Annotated in this window: 13 protein-coding genes; 4 read left to right on the plus strand and 9 right to left on the minus strand. The window is 68.1% G+C overall.

Features of this window, described 5'->3' with window-relative positions; genetic code table 11:
• Positions 1–3 precede the first annotated feature (3 nt).
• Complete coding sequence (locus tag ACFVWG_RS13185) at positions 4–1194, minus strand: ROK family transcriptional regulator (RefSeq protein WP_391543462.1); 1191 nt, start codon at positions 1192–1194, stop codon at positions 4–6.
• Positions 1195–1405: 211 nt separating this feature from the next.
• Here ACFVWG_RS13185 and ACFVWG_RS13190 point away from each other — a divergent pair, with 211 nt between their 5' ends.
• Together ACFVWG_RS13190 and ACFVWG_RS13195 are read left to right on the plus strand one after the other, a co-directional pair.
• Entirely contained in the window at positions 1406–3061 is a 1656-nt protein-coding gene (locus tag ACFVWG_RS13190; protein WP_391543463.1) for an ABC transporter ATP-binding protein, read from the plus strand.
• Positions 3058–4797, plus strand: coding sequence for an ABC transporter ATP-binding protein (locus ACFVWG_RS13195; protein ID WP_391543464.1), 1740 nt, complete (start codon positions 3058–3060; stop codon positions 4795–4797). Before ACFVWG_RS13190 ends, ACFVWG_RS13195 begins: the two co-directional genes overlap by 4 nt.
• Here ACFVWG_RS13195 and ACFVWG_RS13200 read toward each other — a convergent pair.
• The 5 genes from ACFVWG_RS13200 to ACFVWG_RS13220 all read right to left on the minus strand — a co-directional run bounded on the left by ACFVWG_RS13200 (position 4794) and on the right by ACFVWG_RS13220 (position 8897).
• On the minus strand, positions 4794–5759 hold the full coding sequence (locus ACFVWG_RS13200; protein ID WP_391543465.1) for a DUF2891 family protein: 966 nt from the start codon (positions 5757–5759) through the stop codon (positions 4794–4796). The two genes, ACFVWG_RS13195 and ACFVWG_RS13200, sit on opposite strands and share 4 nt — an antisense overlap.
• Before the next feature lie 71 nt (positions 5760–5830).
• A complete protein-coding gene (locus tag ACFVWG_RS13205) occupies positions 5831–6802 on the minus strand; it encodes a DUF979 domain-containing protein (RefSeq protein WP_391543466.1) in 972 nt (323 codons plus the stop codon).
• Positions 6799–7500, minus strand: a complete 702-nt coding sequence (locus tag ACFVWG_RS13210; RefSeq protein WP_391543467.1) for a DUF969 domain-containing protein — start codon at positions 7498–7500, stop codon at positions 6799–6801. The genes ACFVWG_RS13205 and ACFVWG_RS13210 overlap by 4 nt, the downstream gene beginning before the upstream one ends.
• Before the next feature lie 88 nt (positions 7501–7588).
• Positions 7589–7987, minus strand: a complete 399-nt coding sequence (locus tag ACFVWG_RS13215) for a type II toxin-antitoxin system VapC family toxin (RefSeq protein ID WP_391543468.1) — start codon at positions 7985–7987, stop codon at positions 7589–7591.
• A gap of 220 nt (positions 7988–8207) precedes the next feature.
• The gene (locus ACFVWG_RS13220; RefSeq protein ID WP_391543824.1) at positions 8208–8897 is read right to left on the minus strand and encodes a uracil-DNA glycosylase; all 690 of its coding nucleotides are present in this window, start codon (positions 8895–8897) and stop codon (positions 8208–8210) included.
• Positions 8898–9481: 584 nt separating this feature from the next.
• Here ACFVWG_RS13220 and panD point away from each other — a divergent pair.
• Together panD and ACFVWG_RS13230 are read left to right on the plus strand one after the other, a co-directional pair.
• Positions 9482–9904 (plus strand): aspartate 1-decarboxylase, encoded by a 423-nt coding sequence (gene panD / locus ACFVWG_RS13225; protein WP_391543469.1) that lies wholly within the window; start codon positions 9482–9484, stop codon positions 9902–9904.
• Positions 9905–9941: 37 nt separating this feature from the next.
• A complete protein-coding gene (locus ACFVWG_RS13230) occupies positions 9942–11372 on the plus strand; it encodes an aminopeptidase P family protein (protein WP_391543470.1) in 1431 nt (476 codons plus the stop codon).
• 111 nt (positions 11373–11483) lie between these two features.
• Here the strand turns inward: ACFVWG_RS13230 and ACFVWG_RS13235 are convergent, their stop codons facing one another.
• From ACFVWG_RS13235 to ACFVWG_RS13245, 3 genes are read right to left on the minus strand one after another with little or no spacing between them, the layout of a single operon-like run.
• A complete protein-coding gene (locus ACFVWG_RS13235; protein ID WP_391543471.1) occupies positions 11484–12179 on the minus strand; it encodes an SDR family NAD(P)-dependent oxidoreductase in 696 nt (231 codons plus the stop codon).
• Between the two features lie 10 nt (positions 12180–12189).
• The gene (locus ACFVWG_RS13240) at positions 12190–13044 is read right to left on the minus strand and encodes a helix-turn-helix domain-containing protein (RefSeq protein ID WP_391543472.1); all 855 of its coding nucleotides are present in this window, start codon (positions 13042–13044) and stop codon (positions 12190–12192) included.
• Positions 13041–14987, minus strand: coding sequence for a M13 family metallopeptidase (locus tag ACFVWG_RS13245; protein WP_391543473.1), 1947 nt, complete (start codon positions 14985–14987; stop codon positions 13041–13043). The genes ACFVWG_RS13240 and ACFVWG_RS13245 overlap by 4 nt, the downstream gene beginning before the upstream one ends.
• Positions 14988–15084 lie beyond the last annotated feature (97 nt).

Consider the following 15084-nt stretch of genomic DNA (forward strand, 5'->3'; position numbering starts at 1 on the left):
CTCCTAGGAAATGGGTGGAGAACTAGCGGTGTCGAAGATTTCGTCGCGGGTGGCACTCAGCGCGGACTGCAGTGCCCCCGACAGCACGGGATCGAGGTGGATCGCGGTCATCAGCAACCGCGGCCTTGGTACGGCGAGATCGGCCAGCTCGTCCTGGACCAGACCGCGCAGGCGTTCGCCGCCGGCGGTGATCACGCCACCCGCGAGCACGATCAGCTCGGGGTCGACGACGGACACGATGGCGGCGAGACCGACGGCGAGTCGGTGGGCGAATTCGGACAGGACGGCGTCGCCGGCCCCTGGGGTCGCCAGGGCGGCCGAGATCGCGGATTCCGGCGTACGGGCCTTGATTCCGTGCGCACGGGCCAGGGCCAGGACGGGTTCGCCACCGGCCAGCTCCTGGAAACCTCCGGCGTTGTTCCGGCCGACGTTGCGGACGAGCGGCGTACCGGGCAGTGGCAGGAAGGCGACCTCGCCGGCGCCGCCGGTCGCGCCGCGGTGCAGGCGGCCGTTGACCACGATCGCCGCACCGATGCCCTCCTCGCCCCAGAGCAGGACGAAGTTCTCGCTGTCCTGGGCATGCCCGACCTGGCGCTCGGCGACCGCGGCGAGGTTGACGTCGTTCTCGACCTCGAGCGGTACGGCGATCGCCGCGGCCAGCTCCTCGAGCAGGTGCGGGGCGTGCCAGCCGGGCAGGTGGGTCGCGTAGCGCAGCCGACCGGTCGTCGGGTCGAAACCACCCGGGGTACCGATCGAGACGCGATGCAGGTTCGCGCGGTTCAGGCCGGCCTCGCCGGCGGCACCCTCGATCGCCTTGATCACCCGCTCGACCGTGCCCTTGGCGCTGCGGCCCGGCGTGGGCAGCTCGAACTGGCCGACCACCTTGCCGGTCAGATCGGCGATCGCCGAGCGGATCCGGGTCGGGGTGACGTCGAGCCCGGCGACGTACGCGGCGTTGCCGTTGATCTCGTACAGCTGGGCGTTCGGTCCGGGCCGGCCGGCGGTGGTCCCGCTGGCGCGGACCAGGTTGGCCGCCTCCAGGCGTGCGAGCAGCTGGGAAGCCGTCGGCTTGGACAGGCCGGTCAGGTGGCCGAGCGTCGTCCGGGACAGGGGCCCTTGGGACAGCAGGAGGTCCAGGGCGGACCGGTCGTTCATCGCGCGGAGCAGGCGAGGAGTTCCAGGAGTTGTTGCCATGGGATAACCCTGCCTCCCTCCGCCGGTCTCGTGGTGTCGGCTCGCTGCGTGGGACGCAATCGAGTCAACTGTTAGGAAAGTTTCCTATTATCGCGAGACCGTACGGTGATCACGTCCGACTGTCAATCACTTCGGCCCGGATACCTTCCCCGCCCCACCGCCCCGGACGGCCGCTTCGTTGCCTCCACTGATCAGTTAGGGTTGCCTAACTATGCAGAGTGGGGAATTGCTGAGGCGGGCGGTCCGGCGGCATCGCGGCCGGATGGTCGCCGGGGTGCTGTTCATGTCGTTGCACCAGGCGAGTGAGGCAGCGGTGCCGGTGGCGATCGGCATCTTCGTGGATCGCGCGGTGTCGAGTGGAGACATCCAGCCGCTGCTGTGGTGCGTGCTGATGATGGTCGTGCTGTTCGCGGTGCTGTCGAACGCCTGGAAGCTCGGTGCGCGGCAGGTCGTGCGGGCGATCGAGTACGAGACCCATCTGCTGCGGCTGGAGATCGCCCAGCGGGTTCTGGATCCACGGGGACAGCGGACCGGGCTGCGAGCGGGTGAGCTGCTGTCGATTGCGACCTCCGATGCGGAGAAGGCCGCAGTGGTCATGCGGGCGGTCGCGATCGGGTTCGCGACCTCGACTGCACTGATCGTGTCCTCGGTGTCACTGCTGGTGGTCGACGTACCGCTCGGACTGGGCGTACTGATCGGCGTACCGCTGCTGGTGCTGGGGATCCAGGCCTTGTCGCCGCTGCTGACCCGGCGGACGTCGAGCCAGCAGGAGGCCGTCGCACAGACGACCGCACTGGCCACGGACCTGGTTGGTGGTCTGCGGACGCTGCGGGGGATCGGTGCGCAGCACAACGCGGCTGAGCGGTACCGGCAGTCCAGCCAGGCGACTCTGCGCGCGACGCTGCGTGCGGCTTCGACGAACGGCCTGCAGGACGGCGTGACGACTGCACTGAGTGGACTGCTGCTCGCTGCGGTCGCCGGCGTCGCCGGGTGGTTCGCACTGAATGGGCGGATCACCATCGGCGAGCTGATCACGGTGGTCGGTCTGGCGCAGTTCGTGGCGGAGCCGGTCGGAGGACTCGGCTGGGCCAGTCAGATCTACGCCATGTCGAAGGCGTCCGCCGCCCGCCTGGCGGGTGTGCTGTCGGCCGAGCCTCTTGTTGTCAGCGGTACTGGTACAACGTTGGACCCCAACCAGCCGCTGCTGGAGCTGAATGCCGTCTCCTACAAGACCTTGTCCTCAACAGACCTGACCCTCAAGACCGGTGAATCCGTAGGCGTGCTGTGTTACGACCCACGCGACGCGGACGCCCTGCTGGCAGTGGTGACCGGACGAGCTCCTGACCTCACCGGGACGGTGCGCATCGGCGGTACGGCGATCGATGAGCTCGACATCGACGTGGTGCGAGGGACTGTGCTGCTGGAGCAGCACGACACCGACCTGTTCGAGGGAACGCTGCGTAGCAACCTGCTGGTGGACTCACCTTCGCTGGACCGGGTGATGACTGCGGCTGGTGCTGCTGACCTGATTGACGAGCTGGACCGGCCCTTGGCCGACCAGGGACAAGCACTGTCTGGTGGGCAGCGCCAACGGCTCGGTCTGGCCCGTGCACTGCTCGCAGAGCCGCCCGTGCTGGTGCTGCACGATCCGAGTACGGCGGTAGACGCGGTGACCGAGGAACTACTGGCGGAAGGGCTGGCCGACGTACGGGCTGGTCTGACGACGCTGGTGCTCACCAGTAGCCCGGCACTGCTCGGCAAGATGGACCGCGTGGTCGTCGTGGCCGACGGTGTGATCGTCGCCGAGGGACTGCACGCTGAACTGGCTGCGGCCGACGCGGCCTACCAAGAGGCGGTACTGCGATGAACCTGCTGCCTGTTGCCGGACCGCGCGCGACATGGGCCGTGCTGTGGAGTGAGATCCGCCGACTGCCTGGGCTGTCGCTGATCGCCGCTGTGGTGATCACTGGTGGCAGTGCGGCCGGACTGGTCGCGCCGTGGGCCCTTGGTGTGCTGGTGGATGACATCTCGGCGGGTGATCGCTCGGCGATCCTCAAGGTGGTGCTGCTGATCGGATGCGCGGCTCTGGTGTCCGGACTGCTGACTGCGTTCGGAGTGACGCTGGTGGCTCGCGTCGGCGAGACGGTGCTCGCACGGATCCGGGAGAAGGTACTGGACCGCGCACTGCAGTTGCCCGCGCCGGTGCTGGACAAGGTGCGGATGGGTGACCTGCTGTCGCGCGTCGGGGACGACGTGAGTGCGGTAGCCACAGCGCTGACCGAGGTGGGCCCGGCGATGCTCGGTGCGTCGCTGACGATCGTGCTGACCGCGGCCGGCCTATTCGCTCTGGACTGGCGGCTTGGGCTGGCCGGTCTGCTCGCGTTGCCGATGTATGTGGTGGCGCTGCGGTGGTACCTGCCGCGGTCCGCGCCGTACTACCGCGAGGAGCGGATCGCGATGGGCGACCGGTCCGAGGCGATCATCGCGTCGCTGCGCGGCAGCGGGACGGTCCGTGCGTACAAGCTCGAAGACCGGCAACTGGAGACGATCGGCGCCACCTCGGCCCGGGCGCGTGATCTCGCCGTACAGGTCTTCAAGCTGTTCAGCTTCTTCTCGTCGCGGATCAACCACGCCGAGTTCACCGGACTGACCGCGACTCTGGTCACCGGGTTCTTCCTGGTTCGCGCGGATGCCGTGACCATTGGTGCGGTCACCGCGGCCGCGCTGTACTTCCACCGCCTGTTTAACCCGGTCAACGTGTTGCTGATGCAGTTCGATCAGATCCAGACCGCGGGGGCCGGTATGGCGCGACTGGCCGGCGTACTGGAGCTGGATCCGATCCCGGAGCCGCCTGACGGTCCTGGGCCGCGCGACGCGTCGCTGGAGCTTGTCGGCATTGGGCACGCGTACGACGACGGGCCGCAGGTGGTGGCGGACGTGTCGCTGCTGCTGGAGCCGGGCGAGCGCGTTGCTCTCGTGGGTGCGAGCGGTGCGGGTAAGACCACGCTCGCTGCTATTGCGGCCGGAGTGTTCGCACCGACCGGTGGGGTGGTCAGACTCGGCGGTGTGGACGTCCAGGCGCTGGGTGAGGACCGGACGCGTGCACAGGTCGCTCTGCTCAGCCAGGAGGTGCACGTCTTCTCCGGAACGCTGGTGGAGGACGTGCGGCTCGCGCGGGCCGATGCCACCGAGGCGGAGGTGGAGGCTGCGCTGCAGCGGGTTGGTGCGCTGGCGTGGGTGCGTGCGTTGCCAGATGGGCTGGAAACCGTTGTGGGCGAGAGCGGTCACCAGCTGACCGGTTCGCAGGCACAACAGCTCGCGTTCGCTCGACTGGTGCTCGCGGACCCGCCAATCGCCGTACTGGACGAGGCAACGGCTGAGGCCGGCAGTGCGGGCGCACGTGAGCTGGAGCGGGCCAGTGTGGCTGCGACCGAGGGGCGTACGACGCTGATCGTGGCGCACCGGTTGACGCAGGCTGAGCAGGCCGACCGGATTGTGGTGCTCGACCACGGTCGCGTGGTCGAGACCGGTACGCACAAGTCGTTGCTGGAGGACGGTGGGCGGTACGCCCAGCTGTGGCACAGCTGGGTCGGGATGCCCTAGGCCTGCTCAGCTAGGAGGGCGAACGACACCAGCCAGTGCGTCGACATGAAGTCGCCGTCGGTGACTGTCGGGAGGACGGCGTCGATCTGACGGTCGGCACCGGCCTTTAGTACGTCGGTGACGTCAGGCAGGCTCGGTGCGATCGTGCGGAGCTGCCAAGCGCGTGAGAGCGCCAGCCCGGACAGGTGCGCGAGCTGGCCGTCGCCGGAGTCGTCAGTGACCGGAACCTCCAGCAGGTGCTGGTGATTGTCCGTCCCCAGGCCCGGCAGGAAGGCATGCAGCCATTCTGCGAACTCGTTGGCGGGAAGGACGCGACGCATCAGCTCGGCCTCGGACAGCGCCGGCGACAGAAAGTCAGTGCCGGACGGTTCGAAGCGAGTGTCGTAGGCCGTGTCGTTGCCGAACCAATCGATGGCACGAGCCTGGATGGCGTCGACGACCTCGCCCCGGCCGAGGTCGTCGTACGCTTCCAGCAGCAGCGACAGGGCGAACGCGCTGTTCAGGTGGGCGCCGTGGCGCACCGGGTACGCCTGGCGTGGCAGCCAGTCGAGCACGAGGTCAGCGATCACATCGCCCAACGGCTTGGTTGCCTCGGCCCACTGGGTGTTGCGGGTGGCGGCGACGAGCATCGCCGCCCACGCCCAGCCGTACGGACGCTCGTACGACGGGCGCTCCTTGAGGTACGCCGCTTCGGTCGCGATCGCTGTTGTGGTCAGCCGCTGGTCCAGTACGTCGACCGGTCGGGTGCCGGCGTCGTCCGGGGCCAGTGTGAGCAGGCGGACCAACGACCACTGCATGTGCGCGCTGGAGTGCCAGTCGTAGGAGCCGTGGAACGCCGGGTGCAGCTTCTGCGGCGTGACGTCGACATCCTCCGGACCACGTGAGGCGTGCGCGGCGCCGTACGGGTAGGGCGTCTCGAGCACCTCACAGGCGATCGCGGACCAGGCAGCGGCGTACTTCATGGATGTTCTCTCCTTTGCTTGCGTCCGAAGGACTGCAGTACGTGGTCGGCGTGTTTTCGGACGCTAGAGATTTAGAAGGCGAAGAAGTACATGATGGCGATGTTGCAACCCAGCAAGGGGATCGCGGTCGGGATCTGGGCCTTGATCGGTCCGTACTGATCCTTCATCTCGAGTAGCGCCGCTGGAACCAGGTTGAAGTTCGCGGCCATCGGCGTACAGAGCGTGCCGCAGAAGCCGGCCAGCATGCCGATCGCGAACACGACCGCCGGCGTACCGTCGAATTGCTGCACCAGCAGCGGCCAACCGACCGCAGCTGTCATCACCGGGAACGCTGCGAACGCGTTGCCCATGATGATCGTGAAGACCGCCATACCGATGCAGTACAAGGCGACTGCGGCGATCAGCGAGCCCTTGGGGACCAGGTGGTCAGTGACGCGGCCGACTGCCTTGCCGACGCCGGAGGCGTTGAACAGCAGGCCCAGTGTGGCGAGCATCTGCGGCAGGATGGCCGCCCAGCCGATGTGCTCGAGTAGTCGGCGACCCTCATGCAGCGGTACGGCGGGGGAGCGCGGCCGGAGCAGTGCGGCCGCAACCGCCAGTGCCAGCAGGGATGCGACGCCGAGACCGATGATCGTGGCAGAGCCGGACTGCAGCAGCAGTGTGCCGTCGCTGAGCTTCACCTTGGCCAGCCACGCCCCGAAGAGCGCAGCCACGACTGGGATGACCAGCGCGGGCAGGAACAGTTTGTTGCCGAACTTGTCGGCGAACGTCGCTCGCTCGGCCGGCGTCGTCGTACGCTCCTCGCCCTTGCCCGGGAAGCCGGAGCCGGCCAGCACAGCCAGACCGATCACCGCGATGCCCAGGATCCAGGAGGGGGCGGTCTTGTTCACCACGAAGGTGCCGTAGCCGAACGAGAGCCCGAGGATGCCCCAGAACGCCGCACTGCCGAGCCGCTTGGGATTGGTGCGGTCGTTGAGGACCTGCAGCGCGATCAGTACGAAGAAGATCCCGCAGAGCCAGTAGAACCACTCGACCTTGATCACTTCGCCGCCTCCTTGGCCTCGGCCCGGACTTCACGCGCGAGGTTGTCCAGTTGGCGATCGAGATAGAGCAGCCGGGCGCCGTGGATCAGGAGCGCGCAGATACCGGTCGGGATGGCCCAGACGGCGATGTCGATCGCCTCCAGGTGCAGCCCGTACGTCGTGTCGACGAAACCGGTGATCAGCAGGATCGAGCCGATCGCGACGAAGATGTCCTCGCCGAAGAACAGCCCGACCGTGTCCGCGCTGGCGGCGAAGCCCTTGATCTTCTCCTGCAGCTTCTCCGGCAGCTTGCCGTAGCGGCGTTCGGCGGCACCGGCCGCCATCGGGTGGATCAGCGGCCGCACTGCCTGCGCGGGACCGCCGATGCTGGTCAGGCCGAGCGCCGCCGTCCCCTGCCGGATCAGCAGGTAGAGGGCGAGCAGCCGGCCGGTGGTGACGACCGCGAGCTTGCCGATCAGCTTGCGGGCCTGATGCTGCAGCCCGTAGCGCTCGATCAGCCCGATCACGGGCAGCGTGACGATGAAGACGGTGACGGACCGGCTACCGGCGAACCCGTCGCCGAACGCGTTCAGGATCTTGACCGGCGACATGCCGCCGATCAGACCGGCCACGATGCCGGCGGCGGTGACGACCAGCATCGAGTTCAGCTTGAGCGCGAAACCGACGACGACCACCGCGATGGCGAGCAGAACCCACATGGTTCCTCCCAGGGACGGACCCGCTGGATGCGATTCCCGTCACCATAGGAGATTGTTGAACGATCCTGCAATAGATCATTCGAACAAGTTACCTTGTCAGGTTTTCCAGAGGCGCGATCGGTACGACGCCGTCGGCCTTGGCCGCGAGGACCGGGTCGACCGTGACGAGGGCGTCGGCCTGGAGCTTGGTCACCGCGAGGTACTCCGCGTCCCGGAGGTTGTCCCAGTCGTGCTCCTGGGCAATCTTCCAGGCGGTCCAGCGCGACATGCGGTCGCCGAGGACGCGAATCTTCACCTCGGTCATCCGGGTGTGCAACTGCCGGGCCTCAGGCTCGGTACGGCGGCCGGCCCGGACGTCCCGCAGGAGCGTGGTGAGCGCCTCCGAGCGAATCGAGCTCGGCGCGACGAGCTGGTGCTTAGCGTCGACGCTCAGCGCGCCCTCGACCAAGTGCAGCAGAGTAGGTGCATCAATCGTGAACCGAGTCATGCCCTCAGCGTGCCACCACAGACGCCCTGACACAGGCGACGGTGGCTGGAGACCTATGGCCCACCGTCCCCGGCCCCCACTTGCTGTCTCGTGCCACTACTGATGGCCGGGGACAGGCAATGGTGGGCTGGGACCTGTGGTGCGGGGTCTCGGGTCACCACGGACTGTCTCCGGCTGCGACTTGCGACGCGGGGAGGCATGGGGCGGGAGGGGAGTGTTGTTAGGGGAGGCGCCAGTCGATGGGGGTGGCGCCTTGCTCGACGAGGAGTGCGTTGACGCGGCTGAACGGCTTGGAGCCGAAGAACCCGCGGTCGGCCGACATCGGGCTCGGGTGCGCGCTCTCGACGTACGGGATCTTGCCGAGCATCGGCTTGAGCGTCTGCGCGTCGCGTCCCCAGAGGATCGCGACGAGCGGTCCGCCGCGGTTCACGAGCGCGTGGATCGCCTGCTCAGTGACCGACTCCCAGCCCTTGCCGCGGTGCGATCCGGACTTGCCGGGCTCCACGGTGAGCACTCTGTTGAGCATCAGCACGCCCTGCTCTGCCCACGGCGTCAGGTCACCATTGGAAGGAGCCGGTACGCCGACGTCCGCCATCAGCTCGCGGTAGATGTTCTGCAGGCTCCGGGGAATCGGCCGCACGTCAGGAGCGACCGAGAAGCTCAACCCCACCGGATGACCCGGCGTCGGGTACGGGTCCTGGCCGACCACCAGCACCTTCACCTGCTCCAGCGGACTCTTGAACGCGCGCAACACGTTCTCCCCAGCCGGCAGATAAGGCCGCCCCGCCGCGATCTCACCGCGGAGAAACTCCCCCATCCGGCTGACCGTCGCCTCGACCGGCGCCAACGCTTCCGCCCAGTCGGGCGCCACCAAATCCGTCAACGTCTTCGGGCTCACCCGCCACAGCATGTCAGCCGTCGAACCCTGCCCGCCAATCGCGGCACCCCGTCGCCCGCCGTACGACGCTCTCCCCGTCCTCACCGCGTCACGGTCTCCACCGCCCGCGCGACCGTGCCGCAGGCAGATCCGTCGGAGCGTGCCGGGCATCGTGCGACCTCGTGATGTCGCTCACCGTTCGCGTGTCGGACAGCCGCCGGTGTGGCCGTGCGCGATACAAAAGACCCGGCCTCGCAAGGTATGAGCTTGCGAGGCCTTTGCACGCCCACTTTGTGCACGGTTCGACCGTTTGCGGGGCGCGGGAGTGGTTGGTGGGTGCTCAAAGTGGGGGTGGGGCACTTTGTGCACGGGTCAACCTTCTGCGGGCCGCCGGAATGGTTGGTGGGTGCTCAAGGTCGTGGGGTGGGCGCACTTTGTGCACGGTTCGACCATTGGCGAGGCGCTGGGGTGGTTGAGGGGTGCTCAAAGTGGAGGTGGGCGCACCTTGTGCACGGGTCAACCGTTTGGGCGGCGCTGGGGCGGTTGAGGGGTGCTCAAGGTGGGGGTGGTGATGGGGGCCACTGACAGGGGTGGGGTGGGGCCGGATGATGGCGCGCATGTGGCGTGAGTTGATGAAGTCGAAGGTTCATCGGGCGACGGTGACGCAGGCGGATCTGCACTACGTGGGGTCCTGCACGCTGGATGTGGCGTTGATGGAGGCGGCGGATCTGGTGGCCGGCGAGAAGGTGGACATTGTCGACGTCACCAATGGGGCGCGGCTGTCGACGTACCTGATCGCGGGGCCGCGGGGGTCCGGGGTGGTGGGGATCAACGGGGCGGCGGCGCATCTGATCCACCCGGGGGACGTGGTGATCCTGATCGCGTACGGAATGTTCGAGTCCGACCAGGCGCGGAGCTTCGTGCCGAGCGTAGTCTTCGTGGACGAGCAGAATGCGATCACGCGCATCGGCTCGGATCCCGCGGAAGCGCTGCCGGACAGCGGTTTGACCCGCGGTGACGAACTGCACACCCGGGGCTGACATCGAGCCCCTGCGCCGAAACGAGGACAGGTCGACGATGACCGAGAACACCACTGCGCCGAAGACTGCGTCACACGACTCCGTGCCGAGCGAGAAGCTGGCCGCGTTCATGAACTCGGGGTGGGCCGACTCCGAGCGACAGGATGTGACGCTGAGCGATGTCGGCGGTTGGGCGGCGAAGCGGCGGGATGCGTTGTCGCAGGCGTTCCCTGGTGAGCGGCTGGTGATTCCGGCCGGGACGTACAAGGTTCGGTCCAACGACACCGACTACGTGTTCCGGCCGCACACCGACTACGTCTGGCTGGCCGGTGACCAGACGTCGGACGCCGTCCTGGTGCTGGAGCCGAACGGGACGAGCGGCCACGACTCGGTCCTGTACTTCCGGCCGCGCTCGGATCGCAGCCAGGGTTCGGAGTTCTGGCGCGACCGCACGTACGGCGAGCTGTGGGCCGGACGCCGTCCGTCGCTGGCCGAGACCGCCAGTGAGTTCGGCATCGAGACCCGGCATCTCGACCAGCTCGACGATGCGCTCAAGTACGACGTACCGACTCGGGTACGGCGTGCGGAGGACCACTCGATCGCATCCCTGCTGACCGGTGCCCGCACCGACGAGACGCGGGACCGGGAGCTGGCCACGACTCTGTCCGAGCTCCGCCTGGTGAAGGACCCGTGGGAGATCGAGCAGCTGCGCGAGGCGGTCGCGATCACCCACCGTGGCTTCTCCGATGTCTTCGCCGAGATGGACCGCGTCCGCCAGTACGGCGAGCGCTGGATCGAGGGCACCTTCTGGCGGCGCGCCCGCGCCGAGGGCAACGACGTCGGCTACACGTCGATCGCCGCGGCCGGACCGCACGCGACCACGCTGCACTGGATCGAGAACGACGGCCCGGTCGTCGACGGCACGCTGATGCTGCTCGACATGGGTGTCGAGAACCGGCAGCTCTACACCGCCGACATCACTCGGACCCTGCCGGTGAACGGCGAGTTCACGCCGCGCCAGCGGGATCTCTACCAGCTCGTCCTGGACGCGCAGAACGCCGGCATCGCCGCACTCAAGCCCGGTGTGCACTTCCAGTCCGGTCACAACGCCGCGATGGAGGTCATCGTGCACGGGCTGGACGCGATGGAGCTGCTGCCGGTCTCGGTCGAGGAAGCGCTCGACCCGGACATCAAGCTGCACCAGCGCTACACGCTGCACGGCACCAGCCACATGCTCGGCCTCGACGTCCACGACTGCGCCTCGGCCCGCGAAGAGACCTACCGCAAGGGCGACCTCGAGACCGGCTACGTCCTGACCGTCGAGCCCGGTCTCTACTTCCAGGCCGACGACCTCACGGTCCCCGAGGACCTGCGCGGGATCGGTATCCGGATCGAGGACGACATCCTGATCACCGAGACCGGCGCCGAGAACCTCTCCGACGCCATGCCCCGCACCATCGAAGGCCTCCAGAACTGGATGTCCTCCTAACCCCATTTGCCTGGCTAGGCACTCCCGTTGGGGGTTAAGCACCCTGAACCACGGTGCTTAACCCCCAATTTCGGTGGCTAGCCAGCGAAATTGGGAGGGGTGGAGGGCGACCTACCAGGGGAGGGGGCCGTTGCGGTCCTGGTAGGTGCCGGTGGGGCCGTCGGGGGTGATGGTGGCCATCCGCACGATGATCTCGGTGCCCTCTTCGACGGTTTGGTGACCGCGGTGGGCGTTCAGGTCGGTGGCGGTGAAGCCGGGTTCGACGACGTTGATCCGGAGCTTGGGCAGGGCCTTGGCGTACTGGACGGTGAGCATGATGACGGCCGCCTTCGAGGAGGCGTAGTCCAGCAGCGTCAGGTTCGACTCCATCCGGGCCGGGTCGGTGACGATCGTGGTGGAACCCAGCGAGCTGCCGATGTTCACGATCACCGGTGCATCCGATGCCTCGAGCAACGGCAGGAACGCCTGGGTGACGCGGACGAGGCCGAAGACGTTGACGTCGTAGACGGCCTGCAACCGGTCGGCGGTGAGTTCGGCCGGGGACGGCATCCCGCCCTGGATGCCGGCGTTGTTCACCAGTACGTCGAGGTGTCCCTCGGCCTCCTGGATGGTCTTGGCGGCGGCGTCGACCGAGGACTGGTCGGTGACGTCGAGCTGGATGAAGGTGCCGCCGACCTCGGCGGCCGCGGCCTGACCGCGTTCGGGGTCGCGGGAGCCGACGTACACGGTGTGGCCGAGGGCAACTAGTTGGCGTGCTGTTTCGTTTCCGAGGCCCTTGTTGGCCCCGGTGATGAGCGTGATGGTCATACGACCACCATCACCCCGGAACCGAACTCCATCCAGACAACGCCAGTACCAGGCTGAGCCGGGACGCGTCCTCGGACCCGGGCTCGGCGGTCAGCACGGTGACATACAACTCGCTGTCGGGGGCGGTGAGGATGTCGCTGTCGACCGTGATGGTGCCGAGCTCGTCGTGCTCGACCATCTTGCGGACCGTCCGGTGCCGGGGCACGTCGCCGCTGTCCCAGGACCGCGCGAACCCGTCGAACCGCTCGCGCAACTCCTGGCACATCGCAGCCAATTCGTGCTCACCTGGATAGCGATCGACAGTACGACGAAGGTCGCAGACAAGGTCGTGCTCGAACTCGGCCAGCGTCTCCGGCGGCAGCGACATCCCACCCAGCAGGCCGGTGAAATGTCGCCACGCGAAGTTCCGCTCCCGACCGCTCGGAGCTCTCGCCGGATCGCCGAGAAGCGCCGCCCACAAGGGATTCCAGTACACCGTCTCCCAGGACGACGTGCAGACGGCGATCGGCACGGAGTCGCCCAGTCGGTCGACCAGCCGCCGCACCCCGGGCGTGATGTGCCGCGGCATCAGCCCGCTGTCCGGCGCCGACAGCCCGGCCAACCAGTACAGATGATCGAGCTCGAACGGCGACAACTCCAGCGCTCGGCCCAGTGCCGACACCACCTGTGGTGACGGGTGCGTCGTCCGCCCTTGCTCCAGCCGTACGACGTACTCCGGGGAGACGCCGGCCAGCGTGGCCAGCTCCTCCCGGCGCAGACCGGGAGTCCGGCGCCGGACGGTTCCCGGCAGCCCGACCTCTTCGGGCCGAACCCGCTCGCGCCAGGCGCGCAGGTTCCGCCCGAGAGGTCCGGGATCGGCTGTCACCAGATCCGCACCCGATCTTCGGGAGCCAGCCACAGCGCGTCGCCCTCGGCCGTGCCGAAGGTGTCGTGGAAGGCGTCGATGTTGCGCACGACCGCGTTGCAGCGGAACTCCGGCGGCGAGTGCGGGTCGATCGTCAGCCGGCGGGCGGCCTCCTCGGGACGGGTCTTGGTGGCCCAGGCGTGCGCCCAGGCGCCGAAGAACCGCTCCGCGGCGGACTTGCCGTCGATCACGGGCGGCTCGGCACCGTCGAGCGAGAGCTGGTAGGCGGCGTAGGCGATGGACAGACCACCGAGGTCGCCGATGTTCTCGCCGAGGGTGAGCTTGCCGTTGACGTTCTGATCCGGCACCTCGGTCGGCGAGAGAGCGTCGTACTGCGCGACGAGCTTGTCGGTGCGCTGCTCGAACGCGGACCGGTCCTCGTCGGTCCACCAGTCGTTCAGGTTGCCGGCGGAGTCGTAGCGGGAGCCCTGGTCGTCGAAGCCGTGGCCGATCTCGTGCCCGATCACCGCCCCGATCGCGCCGTAGTTCGTGGCGTCGTCGGCGTCCAGGTCGAAGAACGGCGGCTGCAGGATCCCGGCCGGGAAGACGATCTCGTTCTGCCGGGGGTTGTAGTAGGCGTTCACCGTCTGCGGCGTCATCCGCCACTCGTCGCGGTCCACCGGCGTCCCGAGCTTGGCCAGCTCGCGCGTGGTCTCCACCGCGACCGACCGGCGCAGGTTGCCGAACAGGTCGGCCGGGTCGATCTCGAGCGCGCTGTAGTCCTTCCACTTGTCCGGGTAGCCGATCTTCGGCACGAACGTGCCCAGCTTCTCGAGCGCGCGGCGGCGGGTCTCCGGACCCATCCAGTCCACCGCCTCGATCCGCTGCCGGTAGGCCTCGACCAGGTTCGCGACCAGCTCGACCATCCGGGACTTGGCGGTCGGCGGGAAGTGCTCGGTGACGTAGAGCTGACCGAGCGCCTCACCGAGGGCGGACTCGACCGTCCCGAGGCCGCGCTTCCAGCGGTCCCGCAGCTCGGGGGCGCCGGTCAGCTCCTTGCCGTAGAAGGCGAAGTTCTCGTCGACGAAGGCCTTGCTGAGAACGGGCGCGGCCGAGTGCACGATCTGCCAGGCCAGCCACTCCTTCCACTGCGCAAGGTCGATCTCCTGCAGCGCGGCCGCCGCCGCGGTCAGGAAGTCCGGCTCGCGCACAACGACGTGCTCGAAGGCGCTCTCCGGTACGCCGGCGCCGGCCAGCCAGCCGGACCAGTCGAGACCGGAGGTGAGCTTCTCCAGCCCGGCCCGGTCGAGCTTGTTATAGGTCTGCGTGACGTCGCGGTCCTTCACCCGGTCCCAGTGGTGCGCGGCCAGCCGCGTCTCCAGCTCCAGGATCCGCTCGGCGGCTCCGGCCGGGTCAGGCCGGCCGGCCAGCTCGAGCATCCGGGTCACGTGCGCGACGAACGCGGTCCGCTTCTCCGCGAAGCTGTCCTCGCGGTAGTACGACTCGTCGGGCAGGCTCAGGCCGCCTTGCATCAGATAGACGACGTACTGGTCGGACTGCTTCGCGTCGGAGTCGACCCAGACACGGAAGACGCCCGCGACACCCTCCAGCTCGAGCTTGCCCAGGACGGCGACCAGCTCGGCGGCGTCGGTGACCCCGTCGGCCAGCGCGAGCTGACCGGCGATCGGCTCCGCGCCGAGGCGCTCGATGGTCTCCTCGTCCATGAAGCTGGTGAAGAGGTCGGCGATCTTGCGCGGCTCGCTGCCCGCGGGGTGATCGGCGGCGACGGTCTTCTCCACGATCGCGCGGACATCCTGCTCGGCGGTGTCCCAGAGCGCGTGGAAGGCGCCGTAGATGGCCTTGTCGGCCGGGATCTCGTGCTCGGCCAGCCAGCGGTCGTTGACGGAGCGGTAGAGGTCGTCCTGCGGCCGGGCCGGACCCGAGCTCTCGATGTCTGCTGTCATCCCTGCCCCAAAGTTCTCGTGTCGAGTTGCTGACAGTGAACATACCCGTTTGCCCGAGCCCGTTCTGAACTTTCCACAGGCCGATCCCGTTGATCAG

Source organism: Kribbella sp. NPDC058245 (genome assembly GCF_042882005.1).
Taxonomy (GTDB): Bacteria; Actinomycetota; Actinomycetes; order Propionibacteriales; family Kribbellaceae; genus Kribbella.

Excerpts from the sequence above, each read along its gene's own strand:
- ACFVWG_RS13185 (WP_391543462.1), bottom strand. The coding sequence starts at position 1,194 with ATGGCAACAACTCCTGGAACTCCTCGCCTGCTCCGCGCGATGAACGAC.
- ACFVWG_RS13190 (WP_391543463.1), top strand. The coding sequence starts at position 1,406 with ATGCAGAGTGGGGAATTGCTGAGGCGGGCGGTCCGGCGGCATCGCGGC.
- ACFVWG_RS13195 (WP_391543464.1), top strand. The coding sequence starts at position 3,058 with ATGAACCTGCTGCCTGTTGCCGGACCGCGCGCGACATGGGCCGTGCTG.
- ACFVWG_RS13200 (WP_391543465.1), bottom strand. The coding sequence starts at position 5,759 with ATGAAGTACGCCGCTGCCTGGTCCGCGATCGCCTGTGAGGTGCTCGAG.
- ACFVWG_RS13210 (WP_391543467.1), bottom strand. The coding sequence starts at position 7,500 with ATGTGGGTTCTGCTCGCCATCGCGGTGGTCGTCGTCGGTTTCGCGCTC.
- ACFVWG_RS13215 (WP_391543468.1), bottom strand. The coding sequence starts at position 7,987 with ATGACTCGGTTCACGATTGATGCACCTACTCTGCTGCACTTGGTCGAG.
- ACFVWG_RS13220 (WP_391543824.1), bottom strand. The coding sequence starts at position 8,897 with ATGCTGTGGCGGGTGAGCCCGAAGACGTTGACGGATTTGGTGGCGCCC.
- panD (WP_391543469.1), top strand. The coding sequence starts at position 9,482 with ATGTGGCGTGAGTTGATGAAGTCGAAGGTTCATCGGGCGACGGTGACG.
- ACFVWG_RS13230 (WP_391543470.1), top strand. The coding sequence starts at position 9,942 with ATGACCGAGAACACCACTGCGCCGAAGACTGCGTCACACGACTCCGTG.
- ACFVWG_RS13235 (WP_391543471.1), bottom strand. The coding sequence starts at position 12,179 with ATGACCATCACGCTCATCACCGGGGCCAACAAGGGCCTCGGAAACGAA.
- ACFVWG_RS13245 (WP_391543473.1), bottom strand. The coding sequence starts at position 14,987 with ATGACAGCAGACATCGAGAGCTCGGGTCCGGCCCGGCCGCAGGACGAC.